The sequence below is a fragment of the Micromonospora sp. NPDC049139 genome, assembly GCF_055586845.1.
The window spans coordinates 1-18,721 of sequence record NZ_JBVJHK010000009.1 but is presented as its reverse complement, the minus strand read 5'-3'; the positions used below and the strand labels follow the sequence as shown (position 1 = coordinate 18,721).

General features: G+C 71.7%; 17 protein-coding genes. 9 read left to right on the top strand and 8 right to left on the bottom strand.

What is annotated here, in order from left to right; translation table 11 throughout:
• Nucleotides 1-142: 142 nt before the first annotated feature.
• From ACZ6Q9_RS17075 to ACZ6Q9_RS17060, 4 genes are all read right to left on the bottom strand, one after another.
• The gene (locus ACZ6Q9_RS17075; protein WP_396830287.1) at nt 143-1,204 is read right to left on the bottom strand and encodes an ABC transporter permease; all 1,062 of its coding nucleotides are present in this window, start codon (nt 1,202-1,204) and stop codon (nt 143-145) included.
• A complete protein-coding gene (locus ACZ6Q9_RS17070; RefSeq protein ID WP_393269632.1) occupies nt 1,201-2,094 on the bottom strand; it encodes an ABC transporter ATP-binding protein in 894 nt (297 codons plus the stop codon). The genes ACZ6Q9_RS17075 and ACZ6Q9_RS17070 overlap by 4 nt, the downstream gene beginning before the upstream one ends.
• Nucleotides 2,095-2,176: 82 nt before the next feature.
• Nucleotides 2,177-2,878 (bottom strand): response regulator, encoded by a 702-nt coding sequence (locus tag ACZ6Q9_RS17065; RefSeq protein WP_393269672.1) that lies wholly within the window; start codon nt 2,876-2,878, stop codon nt 2,177-2,179.
• A 41-nt stretch (nt 2,879-2,919) separates the two neighbouring features.
• On the bottom strand, nt 2,920-4,206 hold the full coding sequence (locus ACZ6Q9_RS17060; RefSeq protein WP_396830286.1) for a histidine kinase: 1,287 nt from the start codon (nt 4,204-4,206) through the stop codon (nt 2,920-2,922).
• A 247-nt stretch (nt 4,207-4,453) separates the two neighbouring features.
• On the opposite strand from ACZ6Q9_RS17060, the gene ACZ6Q9_RS17055 reads away from it, so the two are divergent.
• Nucleotides 4,454-5,260, top strand: coding sequence for a helix-turn-helix domain-containing protein (locus tag ACZ6Q9_RS17055; RefSeq protein ID WP_393456367.1), 807 nt, complete (start codon nt 4,454-4,456; stop codon nt 5,258-5,260).
• Nucleotides 5,251-5,463 carry a DUF397 domain-containing protein gene (locus tag ACZ6Q9_RS17050; RefSeq protein WP_396830285.1) on the top strand — a complete coding sequence of 71 codons (213 nt, stop codon included), beginning with the start codon at nt 5,251-5,253 and terminating at the stop codon, nt 5,461-5,463. The genes ACZ6Q9_RS17055 and ACZ6Q9_RS17050 overlap by 10 nt, the downstream gene beginning before the upstream one ends.
• Before the next feature lie 45 nt (nt 5,464-5,508).
• Here ACZ6Q9_RS17050 and ACZ6Q9_RS17045 read toward each other — a convergent pair whose 3' ends face one another.
• From ACZ6Q9_RS17045 to ACZ6Q9_RS17035, 3 genes are all read right to left on the bottom strand, one after another.
• Nucleotides 5,509-6,459 carry an HAAS signaling domain-containing protein gene (locus ACZ6Q9_RS17045; RefSeq protein WP_396830284.1) on the bottom strand — a complete coding sequence of 317 codons (951 nt, stop codon included), beginning with the start codon at nt 6,457-6,459 and terminating at the stop codon, nt 5,509-5,511.
• Entirely contained in the window at nt 6,456-6,797 is a 342-nt protein-coding gene (locus ACZ6Q9_RS17040; protein ID WP_396830283.1) for a PadR family transcriptional regulator, read from the bottom strand. The genes ACZ6Q9_RS17045 and ACZ6Q9_RS17040 overlap by 4 nt, the downstream gene beginning before the upstream one ends.
• A 147-nt stretch (nt 6,798-6,944) precedes the next feature.
• Nucleotides 6,945-7,838, bottom strand: coding sequence for an NmrA/HSCARG family protein (locus ACZ6Q9_RS17035; RefSeq protein ID WP_393456379.1), 894 nt, complete (start codon nt 7,836-7,838; stop codon nt 6,945-6,947).
• Between the two features lie 218 nt (nt 7,839-8,056).
• Between ACZ6Q9_RS17035 and dnaE the strand changes: the two genes are divergently transcribed.
• Nucleotides 8,057-11,587 (top strand): DNA polymerase III subunit alpha, encoded by a 3,531-nt coding sequence (gene dnaE, locus ACZ6Q9_RS17030; RefSeq protein ID WP_396830282.1) that lies wholly within the window; start codon nt 8,057-8,059, stop codon nt 11,585-11,587.
• Between the two features lie 80 nt (nt 11,588-11,667).
• The gene (locus ACZ6Q9_RS17025) at nt 11,668-12,705 is read left to right on the top strand and encodes an aminotransferase class V-fold PLP-dependent enzyme (protein WP_393456385.1); all 1,038 of its coding nucleotides are present in this window, start codon (nt 11,668-11,670) and stop codon (nt 12,703-12,705) included.
• A gap of 42 nt (nt 12,706-12,747) precedes the next feature.
• On the opposite strand, the gene ACZ6Q9_RS17020 is transcribed toward ACZ6Q9_RS17025, so the two are convergent.
• Nucleotides 12,748-13,608, bottom strand: a complete 861-nt coding sequence (locus ACZ6Q9_RS17020; RefSeq protein WP_396830281.1) for an SPFH domain-containing protein — start codon at nt 13,606-13,608, stop codon at nt 12,748-12,750.
• A 310-nt stretch (nt 13,609-13,918) separates the two neighbouring features.
• Between ACZ6Q9_RS17020 and ACZ6Q9_RS17015 the strand changes: the two genes are divergently transcribed.
• From ACZ6Q9_RS17015 to ACZ6Q9_RS16995, 5 genes are read left to right on the top strand one after another with little or no spacing between them, the layout of a single operon-like run.
• Nucleotides 13,919-14,680 (top strand): ABC transporter ATP-binding protein, encoded by a 762-nt coding sequence (locus ACZ6Q9_RS17015; RefSeq protein WP_350685486.1) that lies wholly within the window; start codon nt 13,919-13,921, stop codon nt 14,678-14,680.
• Entirely contained in the window at nt 14,667-15,359 is a 693-nt protein-coding gene (locus ACZ6Q9_RS17010; protein ID WP_393269651.1) for an ABC transporter ATP-binding protein, read from the top strand. Before ACZ6Q9_RS17015 ends, ACZ6Q9_RS17010 begins: the two co-directional genes overlap by 14 nt.
• 43 nt (nt 15,360-15,402) lie before the next feature.
• Nucleotides 15,403-16,662 carry an ABC transporter substrate-binding protein gene (locus ACZ6Q9_RS17005; protein WP_357701467.1) on the top strand — a complete coding sequence of 420 codons (1,260 nt, stop codon included), beginning with the start codon at nt 15,403-15,405 and terminating at the stop codon, nt 16,660-16,662.
• Nucleotides 16,663-16,669: 7 nt separating this feature from the next.
• Nucleotides 16,670-17,551, top strand: coding sequence for a branched-chain amino acid ABC transporter permease (locus ACZ6Q9_RS17000; protein WP_357452299.1), 882 nt, complete (start codon nt 16,670-16,672; stop codon nt 17,549-17,551).
• Nucleotides 17,548-18,564, top strand: coding sequence for a branched-chain amino acid ABC transporter permease (locus ACZ6Q9_RS16995; RefSeq protein WP_393456391.1), 1,017 nt, complete (start codon nt 17,548-17,550; stop codon nt 18,562-18,564). The genes ACZ6Q9_RS17000 and ACZ6Q9_RS16995 overlap by 4 nt, the downstream gene beginning before the upstream one ends.
• Nucleotides 18,565-18,721: the final 157 nt, after the last annotated feature.

Below are 18,721 nucleotides of genomic sequence, written 5' to 3'. Positions count from 1 at the left end.
CCCGGCTCCCGGTGGTCCTCGCCCGATCCCCGCGGGACGTGGGCCGACCGGCCGCGGCGGCCCGGCACGTGGTGGGCGTGCCGGGCCGCGCCGGCCGTCAGCCCCGGACGCGGTACGCCCGGCCGGCGCCCCGCGACACCGCTCAGCCCACCGTCTCGCGCGACCGCCACGCCGTCCGGACCGAGGTGCGGCCGTTGGTGCGCAGCAGCGAACCCTCGTACACCCGGGCCCCCGCCGCGACGAGCGCGGCGGCCGCGACCAGCAGCAGGGCCAGCGACAGCAGCGGCTCCCAGCCGGCCGCGTCCCCGGTGAACAGCCGCAACGGCATCGCCGTGGGCGCGGAGAACGGCAGGTAGGACAGCACCCGCATGGCGGTCGCGTTGTCGTTCAGGAAGATCACCGCGAAGAACGGCAGCATGACCGCGAGCTGCACCGGCATCGACACGCCGGCGATGTCCTCCTGGCGGTTGACCAGCGCCCCGGCCGCCGCCCACATGGCCGCGACCAGCACGAAGCCGAGCAGGAAGAACGGCACGAACCAGCCGATCGCCGGGGCCAGCAGCGAGAGCAGCCCACCGCTGTCGCCGAACTGCACACCCACCACGGCGACCAGGGCGACCAGGGCGATCTGCCCGAGGGCCAGCAGGGTGCCGGCGACCATCTTGCCGGCCAGCAACGCCCGGACCGGCACCGCGGCCACCAGGATCTCCACGATCCGGGTCTGCTTCTCCTCGATGATGCTCTGCGCGATCTGCACGCCGAAGGTCTGCGAGGTGACGAAGAAGACGAACGCGAAGGCGAACGGCACCAGGAAGGCCACCACCGGGTCCACCGCGTCGGGGTCCAGCAGCCGCACCGGGGGCTGCGTGCTCAGCGCCGCTACCACGTCGTCGGGGGCCTCGTCCATGGCCAGCACCGCCGGCCCGGAGACCACGGCGGCGTCCACGTCGCCGTCGCGGACGGCCTGCTCGGCGGCGCGGTCGTCGGGCGCCAGCCGCACCTCCAGCCCCGCCTCGCGCAGCGGGCCGGCCGCCGCCTCGGTCACCGCCACGCTCGACGGGCCGCCGGAGAGCAGCGGCGGCAGGATGGTCGCGGCGGCGGCGATCAGCAGGAAGAACAGGGTGCTGATCAGGAAGGTGCGGTCGCGCAGCTTGCCCCGGATCTCCCGGGCGGCGACCAGCCGGGTGGCCTGCGTGGTGTTCACTGGGTGACCTCTCGGAAGATCTCGGTGAGGGACGGGCTGACCGGGCGGAACGCGCGCACCGGGCCGCGGGCCAGCGCCGCGTGCAGCACCACCTGCTCGTCCGCGCCGGGCGCGAGGTCGAACACGGCGCGGGCGCCGTCCAGGTCGACCAGGGTCACCCCGGGCTGGTCCCGCAGCCAGCCGGCGTCGGTCTCCACCACCAGCTCGAACCGGGGCACCGTGTACGTCGCGCGCAGTTGCTCCCGGCTGCCGGCGGCGCGGATCACGCCGCCCGCGATGATCACCAGGTCGTCGCAGAGCCGCTCCACGACGTCCAGCTGGTGGCTGGAGAAGAGCACGGGCACGCCCGTGGCGGCCCGCTCCCGCAGGACCGCCACGACCGTGTCCACGGCCAGCGGGTCGAGGCCGGAGAACGGCTCGTCGAGCACCAGCACCTCGGGGTCGTGCACCAGCGCGGCCGCGATCTGCGCGCGCTGCTGGTTGCCCAGCGACAGCGTCTCCAGCAGGTCGTCGCCGCGCTCGGCGAGCCCGACCCGCTCCAACAGCGCGTCCGTGCCGCGCCGCGCGGAGGCGGCCGTCATGCCGTGCAGCCGGCCCAGGTAGGCCACCTGTTCCCGGACGCTCATCTTCGGATAGAGCCCGCGTTCCTCCGGCATGTAGCCGAAGCGACGGCGGACCTCCCGGGTCAGCGGAGCGCCCTGCCAGCTGACCTCCCCGGCGTCCGGGGCGAGCACCCCCAGGATGATCCGCATGGAGGTGGTCTTGCCGGCGCCGTTGCCGCCGACGAAGCCGGTCATCCGGCCGGCCGCCACGTCGAAGGACACGTTCTGGAGCACCCGACGGTCGCCGAAGCTGCGGTCGACGCCGTCGAGACGGAGCACACTGGTCACGGCGGCCACGGTAGATCGTCAACTGCCCGCCGCCGTCCGCCCGGAGGCTGAGCGGGCAGGTCCCCCGCGCGGCGGAGGCGGGTCAGCCGCCCGGTCGCACCACCCCGTGTTCGTACGCGAAGACCACCGCCTGCACCCGGTCGCGCAGGCCGAGCTTGGCCAGCACCCGGCTGACGTGCGTCTTCACCGTCGCCTCGCCCAGGTGCAGCTCCGCGGCGATCTCGGCGTTGCTGGCACCCCCGGCGACCAGGACCAGGACCTCCCGTTCGCGGGGCGTCAGGTCGCGCAGCGCCGCCTCGGGAGAGGTCCGGACGCCGCCCCGCCCGGCGGGGTCGCCGGGGCGGGCGAAGGTGGCGATCACCCGCCGGGTGAGTTCCGGGGCGAGCAGGCCGTCGCCCCGGGCGAGCACCCGGATCGCCTCGACCAGCGCCTCCGGGGTGCCGTTCTTGAGCAGGAAGCCGCTGGCCCCGGCGCGCAGCGCGGCGAACAGGTAGTCGTCCCGGTCGAAGGTGGTGAGGATCAGCACGGCCGGCCCGCCCGGCTCGTCCTGCTCGGCCGTGATCCGCCGGGTGGCCTCCAGCCCGTCGACCCCGGGCATCTCCACGTCCATCAGCACCACGTCCGGGCACAGCGCCCGGGTCATGCCGACGGCGCGTTCCCCGTCGGCGGCCTCCCCGACCACCTCGATGTCGTCCTCCACCTCGAGGATGACCCGGAAGCCGGTGCGGACCAGGTGCTGGTCGTCGGCGAGCAACACCCGCACCGGCCGGTCGGCGTCGGGCACCGCGCGGTCGGCGCCCACGCCGGGCACCTCGCGGTCGGCGGTCACGCCGGGCACCCCGCCGTGACCGGGAGCGGGAACCGGGCCCGTACCCGCCAGCCACCGCCGGCCCGCGGGCCGGCCTCCAGTGCCCCGCCGTGGGTGGCGACCCGCTCGCGCATCCCGACGAGGCCCAGCCCGTCGGCGTTCGCGGGGCGGGTGGCCCGTCCGTCGTCGGTCACGTCCACCTCCACCTCGTGTGCCAGGTAGCGGATCCGCACGTCGAGTGCGGTCGCCCCGGCGGCGTGCTTGAGCGCGTTCGTCACGGCCTCCTGGACGACCCGGTACACGGCCTGGGAGACCGACTCCGGCAGCGGCACCCGGTCCCCGTACACCCCCAGGGTGGCCCGCAGGCCGGCCTCGCGGGCCCGGTCGACCACGGCCGTGACCTGGTCGATCGCGGCGGGCCCCGGCTCGTCCGCGCGCTCCGGGCGGTCGTCGCGGGCGCGGAGCAGGCCGAGCATCCGGCGCAGCTCGTCCACCGCCGTGCGGGCCGTCTCCTCGATCGCGCCGAGCGCCGTGCGGGCCTTCGCCGGGTCCTTGTCGAGCACCCGGCGGGCGGCGGACGCCTGCACGCCCATCACCGACACGTGGTGGGCGACCACGTCGTGCAGCTCCCGGGCGATGCGGACCCGCTCGCCCACCACCGCGTGCTCACGGACCTCGGCCTGCGAGCGGCGCAACTCCTCGGCCCACGCCTGCACCTCGTGCTGCCGGCGGGCGGCCAGCCACGCGGTCTCCCCGAAGAAGTACGCGAACCCGAAGAAGAGGCCGTTGACCAGCACCCCGTTCACTATCGCGGCGAGCACGGGGGGCACCGGACCGACCGCGCGGTCGAACGCGTCGGCCGGGATCCTGTCGATGGTGACCGCGTAGTAGACCCCCAGCCAGGCGAACATGGTGGCGATGACGCCGATCCGCAGCCGGCGGGCCAGCCGGCGGTCCGGCCCCCAGGCGCCGAGCGAGTAGAGGGCCGCGAACAGCGCCCACGAGGAGAGCTGCGACTCCGGGGCGGAGCGCGCCTGCGCGGCGACGAACGCGATCGCGATGACCAGGAGGGTGGCGGCGGGGAACCGGCGTCGCCAGATCACCGGCAGCGTCACCGCGACGGTCCAGAAGACCTGCTCCGGCCCGGAGGGCGGCGGCCCCAGCAGGAAAGCCCCGGTGCTGCGGGCGAGGGTGAGGCTGACCAGCGCCAGGACGACCGTGGCCAGCCCGACGTAGACGTCGTACCGCCGCTGTTCCGGGGTGGGGCCCGGCCGCCGCCAGTCGTCGTCCATCACGGTGTTCACCCTGGTGAGGATCCCATCCCGCTGGTCGGCGTCGGCCGGGCACCCTGCCGGGCGGCCACGTGCGGCCGCCGCGCAGCCGGGGGTACGGGTTCGCGCGCCTGTCCGTGTCGACCTCCTCCGTCGTGCCTGTTCACACTCTGCTGCTCGGGCGACTACGGTCGGAAGGCGTCGCCGGCCGGTGGTGCGGGCCGGGGCGGCCCCGGTGGCGGGTGCTGGCGGTGATCGGCGTGGCTGTGGTGGAGGTGTGATGGGAGTCGGGCAGTTTTCCACGCTGGAGTTCCTCGGCGGCGAACTGCGCCGGGCGCGGCGCGACCGGGGGCTGAGCCAGGAGGAGCTGGCCCAGCAGATCAACTACTCGTCCTCGCTGGTCGGGATGGTGGAGATCGGACACCGCACGCCGTCGCAGGACTTCGTGGGCCGGGTCGACGCGGCGCTGGAGTCGGAGGGCTTCTTCGAACGGCTGCTCACCCTGGTCCGCGCGGACGCCGCGCCGCCCTGGCTGCGGGAGTGGATCTCGGTGGAGGCGGAGGCGACGCTGATCCGCTGGTTCGAGCCGGCGCTGGTCCCCGGCCTGCTCCAGACCGAGGCGTACGCCCGCGCGGTGCTCACCGGCGGCGGCATGCTCCGCGAGGCCGAGGTGGAGCAGCGGGTGACCTCCCGGCTGGCCCGCCAGGCGGTGCTGACCCGGGAGGCCCCGCCGGAGGTCGTCTTCGTCGTGGACGAGGCGGTGCTACGCCGGCAGATCGGCGACCGGCAGGTGATGGCCGAGCAGTTCTCGCACCTGTTGGAGGTGGGTGACCTTCCCCAGGTCGATATTCATGTGGTGCCCGCCGACGTCGGCATGCATCCTGGGCTTGCTGGGCCGTTCATCCTGGCCCGCACCACGGATGGCGCGGAGGTGGCCCACCTCGACAACCAGTTGCGGGCGCAGGTCACAGATCGGTCCGAGGACGTTGATAGCCTTCAACGCGCGTGGGAACGGGTGCGGGGCGAGGCGCTGCACCGCCGGGCGTCCCGAAAGCTGATTCAGGAGGTGGCACGGTCGTGGACCTGACCGGCGCTATCTGGCGCACGTCAACCCGCAGCAGCAACGGCGGTTCCACCTGTGTCGAGGTGGCGACGAACCTGGTCGGCGTGGTGGGCGTACGCGACAGCAAGGATCGTGGGGGACCGGCGCTGGCCTTCGGCCCCGCGGCCTGGACCGGCTTCCTCGCCGCGGCCACCACCGGCGCCCTCCGGCCCGCTCGTCACGGCTGACGGCCCGGCACGCCGGGGCGTGCCGGGCCGCGTGGTGCGGTCGGGTCAGCGGCGGTCGCGCAGCGCCTTGACCACGCTCTCGACGACATCCCAGAGCACGATCAGCGCCGTGCCGGCGACCACGATGGTGGCGACCGTGTTCAGGTTCTCACCCTCGCCGAGCCACTCGAAGCGGGCCACGAAGTCGGGGTTGAGCAGCCGGTCGGTCGACATCAGCCAGACCACCGGCACCGCGAAGGCCAGGTCGAGCACCGCGTTCGCCGCGACCAGCGGCCAGGTCCAGCGCCCGGCCCGGTACTTGGCGATCTCCAGGCCCACGGTGGCGACCAGCACGGCGATCAGGAACGGCAGCCAGAAGCTCCACAGCGCCGGGTCGAGGATCGGCAGGTTGCCGTCACCGTCGGCGGGGACGAACGACCGGAAGTGCTGCATCGGCAGGTAGGCGATGAAGATCGCCAGGAAGCCGATCGAGGCGGCGGTGTCGGTCAGGGTGATCTGTCGGTCGCCGGGGCCCTCCGGGAGCTGGTCGACGCTCCAGTCGGGCAGGTGCAGCGGGATCCTGGTGCGCTCCAGCACCGCGAAGACCAGGGTGACCCAGAAGGCGATCTGGAGGGCCACCGTGAGGGCGGTGGTGATGCCCTCGCCGACGGCCCCGCCGGCGTTCTCGCCGTCGGTTGCCGCCAGCAGGCCGACGATCACACCGGCCGTCGCCGGCACGAAGCTGAGCAGCAGCTTCAGCAGCCGCTCCCAGGCCAAATAGTAGGCCGGCCCGATGAGCTGCAACCGGCGGTCGGAGTAGCGGGCGGCGAGCTGCGCCGGGTCGCCCAGCTCGGTGAGCACCTCCCGTTCGGCGGCGGCGGCGTCCCGCCCGCCGGTCGTGCGGCCCTCGACCATGTCCTCGATCGAGGCGCGCAGCTCGGTGGCGATCTCCTCGCGGCGCGCGACCGGCACCGAGCGCAGGGTCGCGGCGAGGTAGCGGTCGGTCAGGGAATTCATCGGTCGGCTCCTTCGATCAGCCTGGTCAGGGAGGTCTGCACTGCGGCCAGGTCGGCGAGGAGCCGGCCCAGCACCGACTCGCCCTCCCCACTGGTCCGGTAGAACTTGCGCGGCCGCTTCTCCTCGGTGTTCCACTCGCTGGTCACCAGCCCCTGCTCCTCCAGCCGCCGCAGCAGCGGATAGAGCGTGTTGGCGTCGACCGGGAAGCCGTGGTCGGAGAGGCGTTGCAGCAGCGCGTACCCGTAGTCGGGGCGCCGCAGGGCGACGAGGCTCGCCACCACCACGGTGCCCCGACGCAACTCCTGGAGGTGCGTCCGCAGGATCTCATCGCTCACCATGCGTCACACCATACTGTGTGACGCACACTATCGTCCAGACCTACATCATGGTGCCCGAAGACAGCAGTGTGTTCCGGCGAAAAAAGACGGCAGCGAACCCCGCAGGGTTCGCCGCCGGTCGACGCGCGCTGGCCGGATGGCGGTGGGCTAGCCGCCGTGGGGCTTCCGTCGCGCGGGCTCCCCGGTCCGGTCGCCCTGTGGTGCGGACGCCGCCGCCCGGCCGAGGCGGTCCCGCAGAAACTCCTCGAACGTCAGCAGCCCAGGGAACCGGTTCCGCAGGCCGGCGATGTCGGCCCGGTATCCGCTCTCGGCGAACCACGCGTACATGCGCTGGTCGATGGGTTGCGGCTCCAGGCGGGTGGGGGTGCCGGTGAGCGCCTCGTAGATCTCGGCGACCCGGGTGAAGGTGAGCTCGTCGCCGGCGATCTCGATCTGCGTGCCGAGGTGATCGGCGGGGTGCGCGAAGGCGTGCGCGGCGATGCGGCCGACGTCGTCCGAGGCGATCATCTGGATCGGTCGGTCGGGTACGACCTGTAGCCGCAGGACCCGTTCCCCCTCGGCGTCGGCGTAGTGGAGAAGGTTGTTCATGAAGAACGCCGGGCGCAGGACGGTCGCGGGGAGGTTCAACGCCTGGATGTGCCGCTCGATCTCTGCCTTGGTCTCGAAGTGGTCGATGCCGGTCCGGCGCTCCGCACCGCCCACCGAGCTGTAGACCAGGTGTGCGACGCCGGTCTCCCCGGCCACGTCGGCGACGGTCTTTCCCTGCCTGACCTCAGCCTCGAGGGTGTCCGGCGTGTGCGCCAGGGCCTGGACACTGAAGACACCGTGCACGCCGTGCATCGCCGTGCGCAGCGAGTCGGCGTCGTCCATGTTTCCCTCGACCAGGGTGGCGCCCTGCTCGTGAAGGAGGCGTGCGGCGGGCTTGGCCCGATCGCGTACGAGCGCCCGCACCTGCCAGCCGTCCCGGAGCAACCGGCGTGCCGTGGCGCCGCCCTGGTTGCCGGTCGCGCCGGTCACGAGAACTGTCTTCCGCTCTGTCATGACGGTCCAGCCTAGGGAAGTGGCTGGTCAGCGGGACGTCAAGGGGTCGACCACCGGGTGGGGCGCGCGCCTCGGCCGTCCCCCGCCGCGGCCGGGGAGATCCACACCACCCCGGCCCGCTCCGCCCCGCGCGGCGTCTGGAGCCGTCTCTTCCGGCGGCGATAGGGTAGGCCGACCGACCTCGACCATCCCATGATCCGACCCGGGGGGCGCCACGCATGGGCGATTCGTTCGCGCATCTGCACGTGCACACGGAGTACTCGATGCTCGACGGTGCGGCCCGGCTGAAGGACCTCTTCGCCGAGGTCAAGCGGCAGGGCATGCCGGCGGTGGCGATGACCGACCACGGCAACATGCACGGCGCGAACGACTTCTACAAGCAGGCGATGGCCGCCGGGGTCAAGCCGATCCTCGGCATCGAGGCGTACGTGGCGCCGGAGTCACGCTTCCACAAGCAGCGGGTGCGCTGGGGCCGGCCGGAGCAGAAGAGCGACGACGTCTCCGGCAGCGGCGGCTACACCCACATGACCATCTGGGCGCGGAACAAGACCGGCCTGCACAACCTCTTCAAGCTGACCAGCCGGTCGTACACGGAGGGGTTCTTCGTCAAGTGGCCGCGGATGGACGCGGAACTGCTCGCCGAGAACGCCGACGGGTTGATGGCGACCACCGGCTGCCCCTCCGGGGAGGTGCAGACCCGGCTGCGCCTGGGCCAGTACGACGAGGCGCTCAAGGCCGCCGCGCGGTACCAGGAGATCTTCGGCAAGGAGAACTACTTCCTGGAAGTCATGGACCACGGCATCAGCATCGAACGCCGGGTCCGCCAGGAGCTGCACGACATCTCCCGCAAGCTGGACATCCCGCCGGTGGTGACCAACGACTCGCACTACACGCACGAGGCCCAGGCCGAGGCGCACGACGTGCTGCTCTGCGTGCAGACGGCGGCGAACGTCGCCGATCCGAACCGGTTCCGGTTCGACGGCAGCGGCTACTACATCAAGTCCGCCGACGAGATGCGCGCCGTCGACAGCTCCGACCTCTGGCTGGAGGGCTGCCGCAACACCCTGCTGGTGGCCGAGAAGGTCGACCCCGCCGGGATGTTCGAGTTCCACAACCTGATGCCGCGCTTCCCGGTCCCGGAGGGGGAGACCGAGGAGTCCTGGTTCCGCAAGGAGACCTTTGCCGGGCTGGAACGGCGCTACCCCGGCGGCATCCCCGAGGGGCACGTCAGGCAGGCCGAGTACGAGCTGGGCGTCATCATCCAGATGGGCTTCCCGTCGTACTTCCTCGTGGTCGCCGACTTCATCCAGTGGGCCAAGAGCCAGGGCATCGCCGTGGGCCCCGGCCGCGGTTCGGCCGCCGGCTCGCTGGTGGCGTACGCGCTGGGCATCACCGACCTCGACCCGATCCCGCACGGCCTGATCTTCGAGCGGTTCCTCAACCCCGAGCGCGTCTCGATGCCGGATGTCGACATCGACTTCGACGAGCGCCGGCGCGGCGAGGTCATCAAGTACGTCACCGACAAGTGGGGCGAGGACAAGGTCGCCCAGATCGCCACCTTCGGCACCATCAAGGCGAAGGCCGCGATCAAGGACTCGGCCAGGGTGCTCGGCTACCCGTACGCGGTCGGCGACCGGATCACCAAGGCGATGCCCCCGGCGGTGATGGGCAAGGACATCCCCCTGGAGGGCATCTTCGACCCCAAGCACCCCCGGTACGCCGAGGCCGGCGAGATCCGGGGCATGTACGAGGCCGAGCCGGACGTCAAGAAGGTCATCGACACCGCCCGGGGCATCGAGGGGCTGATCCGGCAGACCGGCGTGCACGCCGCCGGCGTCATCATGTCCGCCGAGCCGATCATCGACCACATCCCGCTGATGCGCCGGGACTCCGACGGGGTCATCATCACCCAGTTCGACTACCCGACGTGCGAGTCGCTCGGGCTGTTGAAGATGGACTTCCTCGGCCTGCGCAACCTGACCATCATCGACGACGCGGTGAAGAACATCCAGCTCAACCACGGCAAGGAGCTGGACCTGCTCGGGTTGCCGCTGGACGACAGGGCCGCGTACGAGCTGCTGGCCCGGGGCGACACCCTGGGCGTGTTCCAGCTCGACGGCGGGCCGATGCGCTCCCTGTTGCGGATGATGAAGCCGGACAACTTCGAGGACATCTCCGCCGTCCTCGCCCTGTACCGACCAGGCCCGATGGGCGTGGACTCGCACACCAACTACGCGCTGCGCAAGAACGGCCTCCAGGAGATCACCCCGATCCACCCGGAGCTGGAGGAGCCGCTGCGGGAGATCCTCGCGCCCACCTACGGCCTGATCGTGTACCAGGAGCAGGTGCAGCGCGCCGCGCAGATCCTCGCCGGCTACACCCTCGGCCAGGCCGACCTGCTGCGGCGGGCGATGGGCAAGAAGAAGAAGGAGATCCTCGACAAGGAGTTCATCCCGTTCCGGGACGGCTGCCGGGAACGGGGCTACTCGGACGAGGCGATCCAGAAGGTCTGGGACGTGCTGGTCCCGTTCGCCGGCTACGCCTTCAACAAGGCGCACTCGGCGGCGTACGGCCTGGTGTCCTACTGGACCGCGTACCTGAAGGCGCACTACCCGGCCGAGTACATGGCGGCGCTGCTCACCTCCGTCGGCGACGACAAGGACAAGATGGCGCTCTACCTCTCGGAGTGCCGCCGGATGCGCATCCAGGTGCTGCCCCCGGACGTGAACACCTCCGCCGGGCCGTTCACCCCGGTCGGCAAGGAGATCCGGTTCGGTCTCGGCGCGGTACGCAACGTCGGGGCGAACGTGGTCGCCGCGATCATGCGCTGCCGGGAGGAGAAGGGCGACTACGCCGACTTCTACGACTTCCTCTCGAAGGTCGACGCGGTCGTCTGCAACAAGAAGACCATCGAATCGCTGATCAAGGCCGGGGCGTTCGACTCGCTCAAGCACTCCCGCAAGGCGCTGCTCGCGGTGCACGCGGAGGCCATCGACGCGTACGCCGACGTCAAGCGCAAGGAGGCCGTCGGCCAGTACGACCTCTTCGGCGCCGGCTTCGGCGACGCGGAGACCAGCAGCACCACCGTGATGCCGGTGATCGGCGAGGGAGAGTGGGACAAGCGCGACAAGCTCGCCTTCGAACGCGAGATGCTCGGCCTCTACGTCTCCGACCACCCGCTCTTCGGCCTGGAGCACGTCCTCGGCGCGGCGGCCGACTGCACGATCGCCGCCCTGTCGGAGGAGGGCACCGTCCCGGACGGGGCGGTGGTGACCCTCGCCGGCATCCTCTCCGGGGTGCAGCGCCGGGTCACCAAGCAGGGCCGGGCCTGGGCCTCGGCCACCCTGGAGGACCTGGCCGGCGGCGTGGAGGCGCTGTTCTTCCCCAACACCTACGAGGTGATCGGGCAGTACATCGCCGAGGACGCCATCGTGGTGGTCAAGGGGCGGGTGGACCGGCGCGACGACACCCCCCGCATCATGGCGATGGACATGTCCATGCCGGACATCAGCAGCAACCCGGCGAGCAAGCCGATCACCCTCACCATCCCGGTGACCCGGTGCACGCCCCCGCTGGTGGAGCGGCTCAAGGAGACCCTGGTGCTGCACCCGGGCGACACCGAGGTGCACGTCAAGCTGCTCAACGGCAGCAAGGTCACCACGCTGCGGCTCGGCCCGTTCCGGGTGGCGGCGACCACCGCGCTGATGGGTGACCTGAAGAGCGTCCTCGGCCCCGCCAACGTGAGCTGACGCCGCCAGGGCCGGCGCCGGGGCCGCGAGCGCCGGATTGGCCGTCCCGGTAGGCGCCGCGGGTGACTAGCGTCGGCGGTGTGGAGATCACACAGGCGCAGAAGCTGTGGCAGCCGCAGCCGGGTTGGCTGAACACCGCCAGCTACGGGCTGCCGCCCGACCCGGTGTGGGACGCGGTGCAGGGGGCACTGGCCGACTGGCGGACCGGGCGTACCTCCTGGGAGGGCTGGGGCGAGGCGACCGAACGGTCCCGGGCCGCCTTCGCCGGCCTGGTCGGGGTGCCGGCCGCCGACGTCACGGTCGGCAGCACCGTCTCCCAGTTGCTGGCCCCGGTCGCCGCCGCGCTGCCCGCCGGCGCGACCGTGGTGGTGCCGGAGGTCGAGTTCACCTCCAACCTCTTCCCCTGGCTGGTGCAGGCCGAGCGGGGCGTCCAGGTGCGCACCGTGCCGGTGGCCGGGCTGGTCGACGCGATCGACGCCGGCACCGACCTGGTCGCGTTCAGCCTGGTGCAGTCCGCCGACGGCACGATCGCCGCGTACGACGAGATCGTCGCGGCGGCCCGTGCGCACGGCGCGCTCGTCGCGGTGGACGCCACCCAGGCGTGCGGCTGGCTGCCGTTCGACGCGAGCCGAGCCGACGTGGTCGCGGTCGGCGCGTACAAGTGGCTGATGTCGCCGCGCGGCTCCGCCTTCGCCTACCTCGCCCCGGCGCTGCGCGAGCGGCTGCGCCCCGACGCCGCCGGCTGGTACGCGGGCAGCGACCCGCACGCCTCCTACTACGGCCCGCCGCTGCGCCTGGCCGACGACGCCCGCCGGTTCGACATCTCGCCGGCTTGGTTCAGTTGGGTCGGCACGGCCCCCGCGTTGGAGTTGGTCGCGGAGATCGGCGTGCCCGCCGTGCACGCGCACGACGTCGCGTTGGCCAACCGGTTCCTCGCCGGCCTGGGCCGGCCGACGGGCGACAGCGCGATCGTCACCGTGGAGGTGCCCGGCGCGGCGGAGCGGCTGGAGCGGGCCGGGGTCCGGGCGGCGGTCCGCGCCGGCCGGGTCCGGGCGTCCTTCCACGTCTACTCCACGGTGGACGACGTGGACCTCGCCCTGGACGCGCTCACCGGCTGAGCCGGGCGCGCGCCCAGGGCGAGGGTCAGCGCCGGCGGGCCGTCACTTGGCGCCGGTGATGATCCCGGGGTTGATGCAGAGTCCGGGGTTGCTGCCGTTGCGCTCGGCGATCTCCAGGCACCGCGACACCTTGTCGACCTTCGCGTTCGTCTCGGTGATCTGCTTCTGGATGGCGGCGTTCTTCCGGTCCTGCTCCAGGTTCCGGGTCTGGGCGAGCTTGTCCTGGAAGGCCTTGATGTTGCCCTCGGTCTTGTCGTCGTGGTTGACCCGGGTGATCGTGACCGACAGGATGTCGACGTCGCTGGAGAGCCGCGTCTCCGCGCTGGCCTTGATGCTCTCGGCGAAGGGCTTCAGGTCCACGTTCAGGTTGCCGGTGTTCGCGTCGATCTTCTCCAGCGGGTTGTACGTGGCGAAGGCGTCGTTGACGGCGCTGTCGAGCTGGACGCCCACCCGCTGACCCCGGAAGCTGTCGAAGTCGCCCTTGTAGTCCATGAACTGCTTCGGCGCGTTCTCCGGCCTGACCTGCCACTCGACGAGCACCTCGACGCAGGCGTCGGCGAGCGTGCCGGTGCGGACCCGGACGCAGTGCTCGCCGCCGATGTGGTCGTACTTCTGCCGGCCGGCGTCCCACTCGCCGACCTTCTGCCACGGGGCGACCCACTTCAGGCCGGAGCCGGTGACCTTGCCCGTCGGCTTGCCGAAGCTGGTGACGATCCCGACCGAGCGGATCGGCACGGAGTGGGCACTGGAGCCGACGGTGAACACGACCGCGCCGACGAGGCAGCCGAGCGCCGCCAGGGTGGCGGTCCGCTTCGTCGACCTGTTCGAAGCGGCGAGTGCGAGCAGGCCGGAGATCGCCAGACCGACGGCAAAGATGATCGCAACAGTGAAGCCGAAGGGCATTCGCTCGGCACCTTTCGCGGGAGGGGTCCATCACCCTAGGGGCACGGGTCAAGGCGGGGCGCGGCCGGGGGCGCGGCCGTGGGGCGCCCACATGGGCGTGGTGCGGAGTGGTCCTGACAGTCAACATCGTCGATGTCATCGGCCGGGGTGGCCGGGCGGCGAGTGGCGTTCCCATACGTCCGGGCGCCCCGGAATGTGGTGTCCATCGACATAGTTCGACATTCAGCACGGCCGTAGGTTTCCAGGACGCGACGGCCATGTGACCGCGGTCACCGACCCGGCCGTCGCGACACCTGCGAAGGAGTAGGCGATGGCCGGGCAAGCGCTCCTGTCGGCTCGCGGGCTGACCCGCGACTTCCGGGGCTTCCGGGCGGTCGACGGCGTCGACCTCGACATCGCGGCGGACAGCGTGCACGCGCTCGTCGGCCCGAACGGCGCCGGGAAGACCACCCTCTTCAACCTGCTGACCGGGTTCCTGCAGCCCAGCGGCGGCCGGATCGAGCTGGCCGGCCGCGACGTCACCGGGCTGCCGCCCGAGCAGGTCGCTCGGCTCGGCGTGGCCCGGTCGTTCCAGATCACCAGCCTCTTCCCGCAGCTGTCCGCGCGGGAGCACGTCGAGCTGGCGTTGCAGAGCCCGAGCGGGCTGGGCTGGCGGTTCTGGCGCTCGGCGAAGCTGATGCGCCGCTACACCGACCGGGCCGGCGAGCTGCTCGACATGGTCGGGCTGGCCGAGCTGTCCGAGGCTCCCGCCGAGGCGCTGGCGTACGGGCGCAAGCGGGCGCTGGAGCTGGCCATCGCCCTCGCGCTGGACCCGAAGGTGCTGCTGCTCGACGAGCCGACCGCGGGCATGGGCCTGGAGGACGTCGACCGCACCGTCGACCTGATCGCGCGCGTCCGGCAGGGCCGGACCGTGGTGATGGTCGAGCACAACATGAGCGTGGTCGGGCGGCTCGCCGACACCGTCACCGTCCTGCAGGCCGGCAAGGTCCTCGTCGAGGGCCCGTACGAGCAGGTCCGCGCCGACGAGCGCGTGATCACCGCATACCTGGGAGCCGCTGATGCTGCGCATTGAGAACCTGTCCGCCTGGTACGGCGAGGCGCAGGTGCTGCGGGAGGTCAGCCTGGACGTCTCCGCCGGCGAGGTGGTGACCCTCGTCGGGCGAAACGGGGCTGGCAAGTCCACCCTGCTGCGCTGCGTGATGGGCCTGCACACCGGCCAGCGCGGCACGGTGGAGCTGGACGGTCGGGACGTCGGGAAGCTGCCCGCGTACCGGCGGGCTCGGCTGGGGCTCGGCTGGGTCCCCGACGACCGGGGCAGCTACGCCACGCTGAGCGTCACGGAGAACCTCACCCTGCCCCCGACGGTCGGCCCCGACCCGTGGCCGCTGGAGCGGGTGTACGAGGCGTTCCCCGCCCTCTACGAGCGACGGGACTCGGCCGCCACCATGCTCTCCGGCGGCGAACAGCAGATGCTCGCCCTCGCCCGCGTGCTGCGGATGGGCGCCCGGCTGCTGCTCTGCGACGAACCGACCGAGGGGCTCTCGCCGCTGCTCGTGCAGCAGGTCGGCGACCTCCTGCGCGAGGCCAAGCGGCACGGGGTGACCGTGCTGCTGGTCGAGCAGAACCTGCACTTCGCCACCGGCGTCGCCGACCGGCACTACCTGCTGGCCGAGGGACGCATCGCGGAGGCGATGGAGAACTCCGAGGTGCAGTCGCGGGAACGCGAGCTGCTGTCGTACCTCGGCATCTGATTTTTCGATTTCGACGACCCGCGCGCCGCGCGGGGGTGGAGGGATGAGCATGCGTAGGACGGTGGGTGTGGCCGCCGCGTCGGCGGCGGCGATGGTGCTGGTCGCCGGCTGCGGCGGCGGTGGTCCCCAGTCGGGTGGGGACCAGAAGCTGACCGGGGGCAAGATCGTGCTGGGCGTGCTGAACGACCAGTCGGGTGCGTACTCCGAGCTGTCCGGCAAGAACTCGGTCAAGGCCGTCGAGATGGCCATCGCCGACTTCAAGGCGAAGCACGGCGACAAGGCGGTGACCGGCGACATCACCGTGGAGACCGCCGACCACCAGAACAAGCCCGACATCGCCAACAGCAAGGCCGCCGAGATGTTCGACCGCAAGGGCGTCGACCTCATCCTCGACGTGCCGACCTCCTCGGCCGCGCTCAAGGTCGCCGACGTGGCGAAGGAGAAGAAGAAGCTCTACTTCAACATCGGGGCGGCCACCACCGACCTGACCGGCAAGAGCTGCAACAAGTACACGTTCCACTACGCGTACGACACCTACATGCTGGCCAACGGCACCGGGAAGACCACCACCGAGCAGGTCGGGAAGAACTGGTACATCCTCTACCCGAACTACGCCTTCGGCCAGGACATGGAGAAGAGCTTCTCGAGCGCGATCACGGCGGCCGGTGGGACCGTCGTCGGCAAGGACGGCGCGCCGTTCCCGAACACCAGCGGCGACTACTCGACGTTCCTGCTCAAGGCGCCGACGCTGAACCCGAAGCCGCAGGTGCTCGGCACCATGCAGGCCGGCGCCGAACTGGTCAACGTGGTCAAGCAGTACAACGAGTTCAAGCTCCGGGAGAAGGGCGTCGGGCTCGCCGTGGGCCTGATGTTCATCACCGACATCCACTCGCTGACCCCGGCCGCGCTCGCCGGCACCACGTACACCGACGCCTGGTACTGGAACTTCGACGCCAAGAACCGGGAGTTCGCCGACCGGTTCCAGAAGGAGACGGGCACCCGGCCGTCCTTCGCGCACGCGGCCAACTACTCCGCCGCCACCCAGTACCTGGAGGCCGCGCAGGCCGCCGGCACGGACGACGCCGACGCCGTGGTCAAGGAGTTGGAGGGCAAGACCGTCGAGGACGTCTTCCTGCGCAACGGCAAGATCCGCGCCGAGGACCACCGGGTCATCCACGACGCCTACCTCGCCCAGGTGAAGCCGCAGTCCGAGGTCAGTGAGCCGTGGGACTACGTCAAGGTCCTCAAGACCATCCCCGCCGCCGAGGCGTTCCGCGCCCCGTCGGCGGACTGCAAGATGTGACCAGGGCATGACCGGCTTCTTGCAGAACACGTTCAACGGGTTGGTGAGCGGGGCGTTCTACGCCCTGCTCGCCCTCGGGCTCGCGGTCATCTTCGGGATGCTGCGGGTGGTCAACTTCGCCCACGGGGCGTTCTACATGCTCGGCGCGTTCGGCGCGTACGTCCTGCTCAGCGAGGCGGGCGTGCCGTTCTGGGCGGCGTTGGTGATCATGCCGGTGGGGTTGGGCCTGCTCGGCATGGCACTGGAGCGGGCCTTCATCCACCGGCTCACCCGGCTCGACCCGCTCTACAACTTCCTGCTCACCTTCGGCCTCACGCTGATCCTCCAGGACCTGGTGAAGCTCCGCTACGGCGTGCAGTCCAGCCCGTACGAGACCCCGTCCGCGCTGAGCGGGTCGGTCGACTTCGGGCTCTTCGACTTCCCCACCTACCGGGTCTTCATCCTGGGCTTCGCGGTCGCCGTCTGCGTCGGCGTCTGGTGGGTGCTGACCCGCACCCGGATCGGCATGGTGGTCCGGGCGTCGACCGAGCGGGCCGAGCTGACCCAGGCGTTCGGCATCAACGTCGGCCGCTGGGTCACCCCGGTCTTCGGCTTCGGCATCGGCCTGGCCGCGCTCGCCGGGGTGCTGGCCGCGCCGATGCGGGCCGTGAACCCGCTGATGGGCGCCGACCTGATCATCGTGGTCTTCGCGGTGGTGGTGATCGGCGGGCTCGGCTCGATCTTCGGGTCCGTGGCCGCCGGCTTCGGCATCGGCCTGGTCCAGGCGTGGGGCGAGGCGTACCTGTCCGACTTCCCGATCGTGTCGCAGACGATCGTCTTCATCGTGATGGCCGCCGTGCTGCTCTGGCGTCCGGCCGGGCTGTTCGGCCGTGAGGAGGCACCGGCATGACGAGCACCGTCGACACCGCGACCGACGCCGGCCGCCCGGCGCCGAGATCCGGGCTGGTCGCCGTCACCCGGGCGCCCGGCTGGGTCCGGTACGCACTGCTCGCCGTCGGGCTGCTGGTGGCGTTCTGGCTGCCCAACGGGCTCTACCCGGCGGTGGCGGTGGACATCCTCTGCTGGGCGCTGTTCGCCGTCGCCGTGGACCTGCTGCTCGGCTTCACCGGGCTGATGTCCTTCGGGCACGCGGCCTTCTGGGGTGCTTCCGCGTACGTCACCGGGTTGGTGGCCATCCACGCCGGCCTGCCGTTCCCGGTGGCGGTGCTGGCCGGGGCGCTCGCCGCGGCCGTGCTCGCGGTGCCGATCGGCTACCTGGCCGTGAAGCGGACCGGCATCTACTTCGCCATGGTCACCCTGGCGTTCGCGCAGATGGTCTACTACGTGGCCAACGAGTGGCGTTCGGTCACCCGGGGCGAGAACGGCCTGCAGGGCGTGCCCCGCGAACTGTTCGGGTTGGACCTCACCGACGACTACTACTTCTACTACGCGATCCTGCCGATCGTGCTGCTCGGGCTGGCCGGCGCCTGGCGGATCGTGCACTCGCCCTTCGGCCGGGTGCTGGTCGGCATCCGCGACAACCCCGCCCGCGCCCGCGCGCTCGGCTACCCCGTGCACCGCTACAAGCTGACCGCGTTCGTGCTGTCGGGCTTCATCGCCGGGCTCGGCGGCGGGCTGTTCGCCGTCGGCCACCGCTTCGTCTCCCTCGACGTGCTGCACTGGACCACCTCCGGCAAGGCCGTCATCGTGGTGGTGCTCGGCGGGATCGGCACGCTCTGGGGCGGGGTGCTCGGCGCGGCCATCCTGGTCCGTCTGGAGGACTGGCTGTCGTTCTCCGGGTTCGAGGCGATCGGCCTGGTCACCGGCAGCATCTTCGTCCTCGTCGTGCTGGTGTTCCGGCGCGGCATCTGGGGCAGCGCCGCCGCCCTGGCCACGCGCTGGCTGGCAGCCCGCCGCCGGTGACCCCACGCGGAACGCGCATCAGCCGGCGCTCCCCATACCGCCCCTGACCGCCCACCCGCTCCCCGCCCACCCGCTCCCCGCCCACCCGCTCCCCGCCCACCCGCTCCCCGCCCACCCGCTCCCCGCCCACCCGCTCCCCGCCCACCCGCTCCCCGCC

Bases quoted from the DNA above. Each gene is read 5' to 3' on its own strand.
- ACZ6Q9_RS17055 (WP_393456367.1), top strand. From the start codon at position 4,454: ATGGGAGTCGGGCAGTTTTCCACGCTGGAGTTCCTCGGCGGCGAACTG.
- ACZ6Q9_RS17045 (WP_396830284.1), bottom strand. From the start codon at position 6,459: ATGAATTCCCTGACCGACCGCTACCTCGCCGCGACCCTGCGCTCGGTG.
- ACZ6Q9_RS17040 (WP_396830283.1), bottom strand. From the start codon at position 6,797: ATGGTGAGCGATGAGATCCTGCGGACGCACCTCCAGGAGTTGCGTCGG.
- ACZ6Q9_RS17035 (WP_393456379.1), bottom strand. From the start codon at position 7,838: ATGACAGAGCGGAAGACAGTTCTCGTGACCGGCGCGACCGGCAACCAG.
- dnaE (WP_396830282.1), top strand. From the start codon at position 8,057: ATGGGCGATTCGTTCGCGCATCTGCACGTGCACACGGAGTACTCGATG.
- ACZ6Q9_RS17020 (WP_396830281.1), bottom strand. From the start codon at position 13,608: ATGCCCTTCGGCTTCACTGTTGCGATCATCTTTGCCGTCGGTCTGGCG.
- ACZ6Q9_RS17015 (WP_350685486.1), top strand. From the start codon at position 13,919: ATGGCCGGGCAAGCGCTCCTGTCGGCTCGCGGGCTGACCCGCGACTTC.
- ACZ6Q9_RS17010 (WP_393269651.1), top strand. From the start codon at position 14,667: ATGCTGCGCATTGAGAACCTGTCCGCCTGGTACGGCGAGGCGCAGGTG.
- ACZ6Q9_RS17005 (WP_357701467.1), top strand. From the start codon at position 15,403: ATGAGCATGCGTAGGACGGTGGGTGTGGCCGCCGCGTCGGCGGCGGCG.
- ACZ6Q9_RS17000 (WP_357452299.1), top strand. From the start codon at position 16,670: ATGACCGGCTTCTTGCAGAACACGTTCAACGGGTTGGTGAGCGGGGCG.
- ACZ6Q9_RS16995 (WP_393456391.1), top strand. From the start codon at position 17,548: ATGACGAGCACCGTCGACACCGCGACCGACGCCGGCCGCCCGGCGCCG.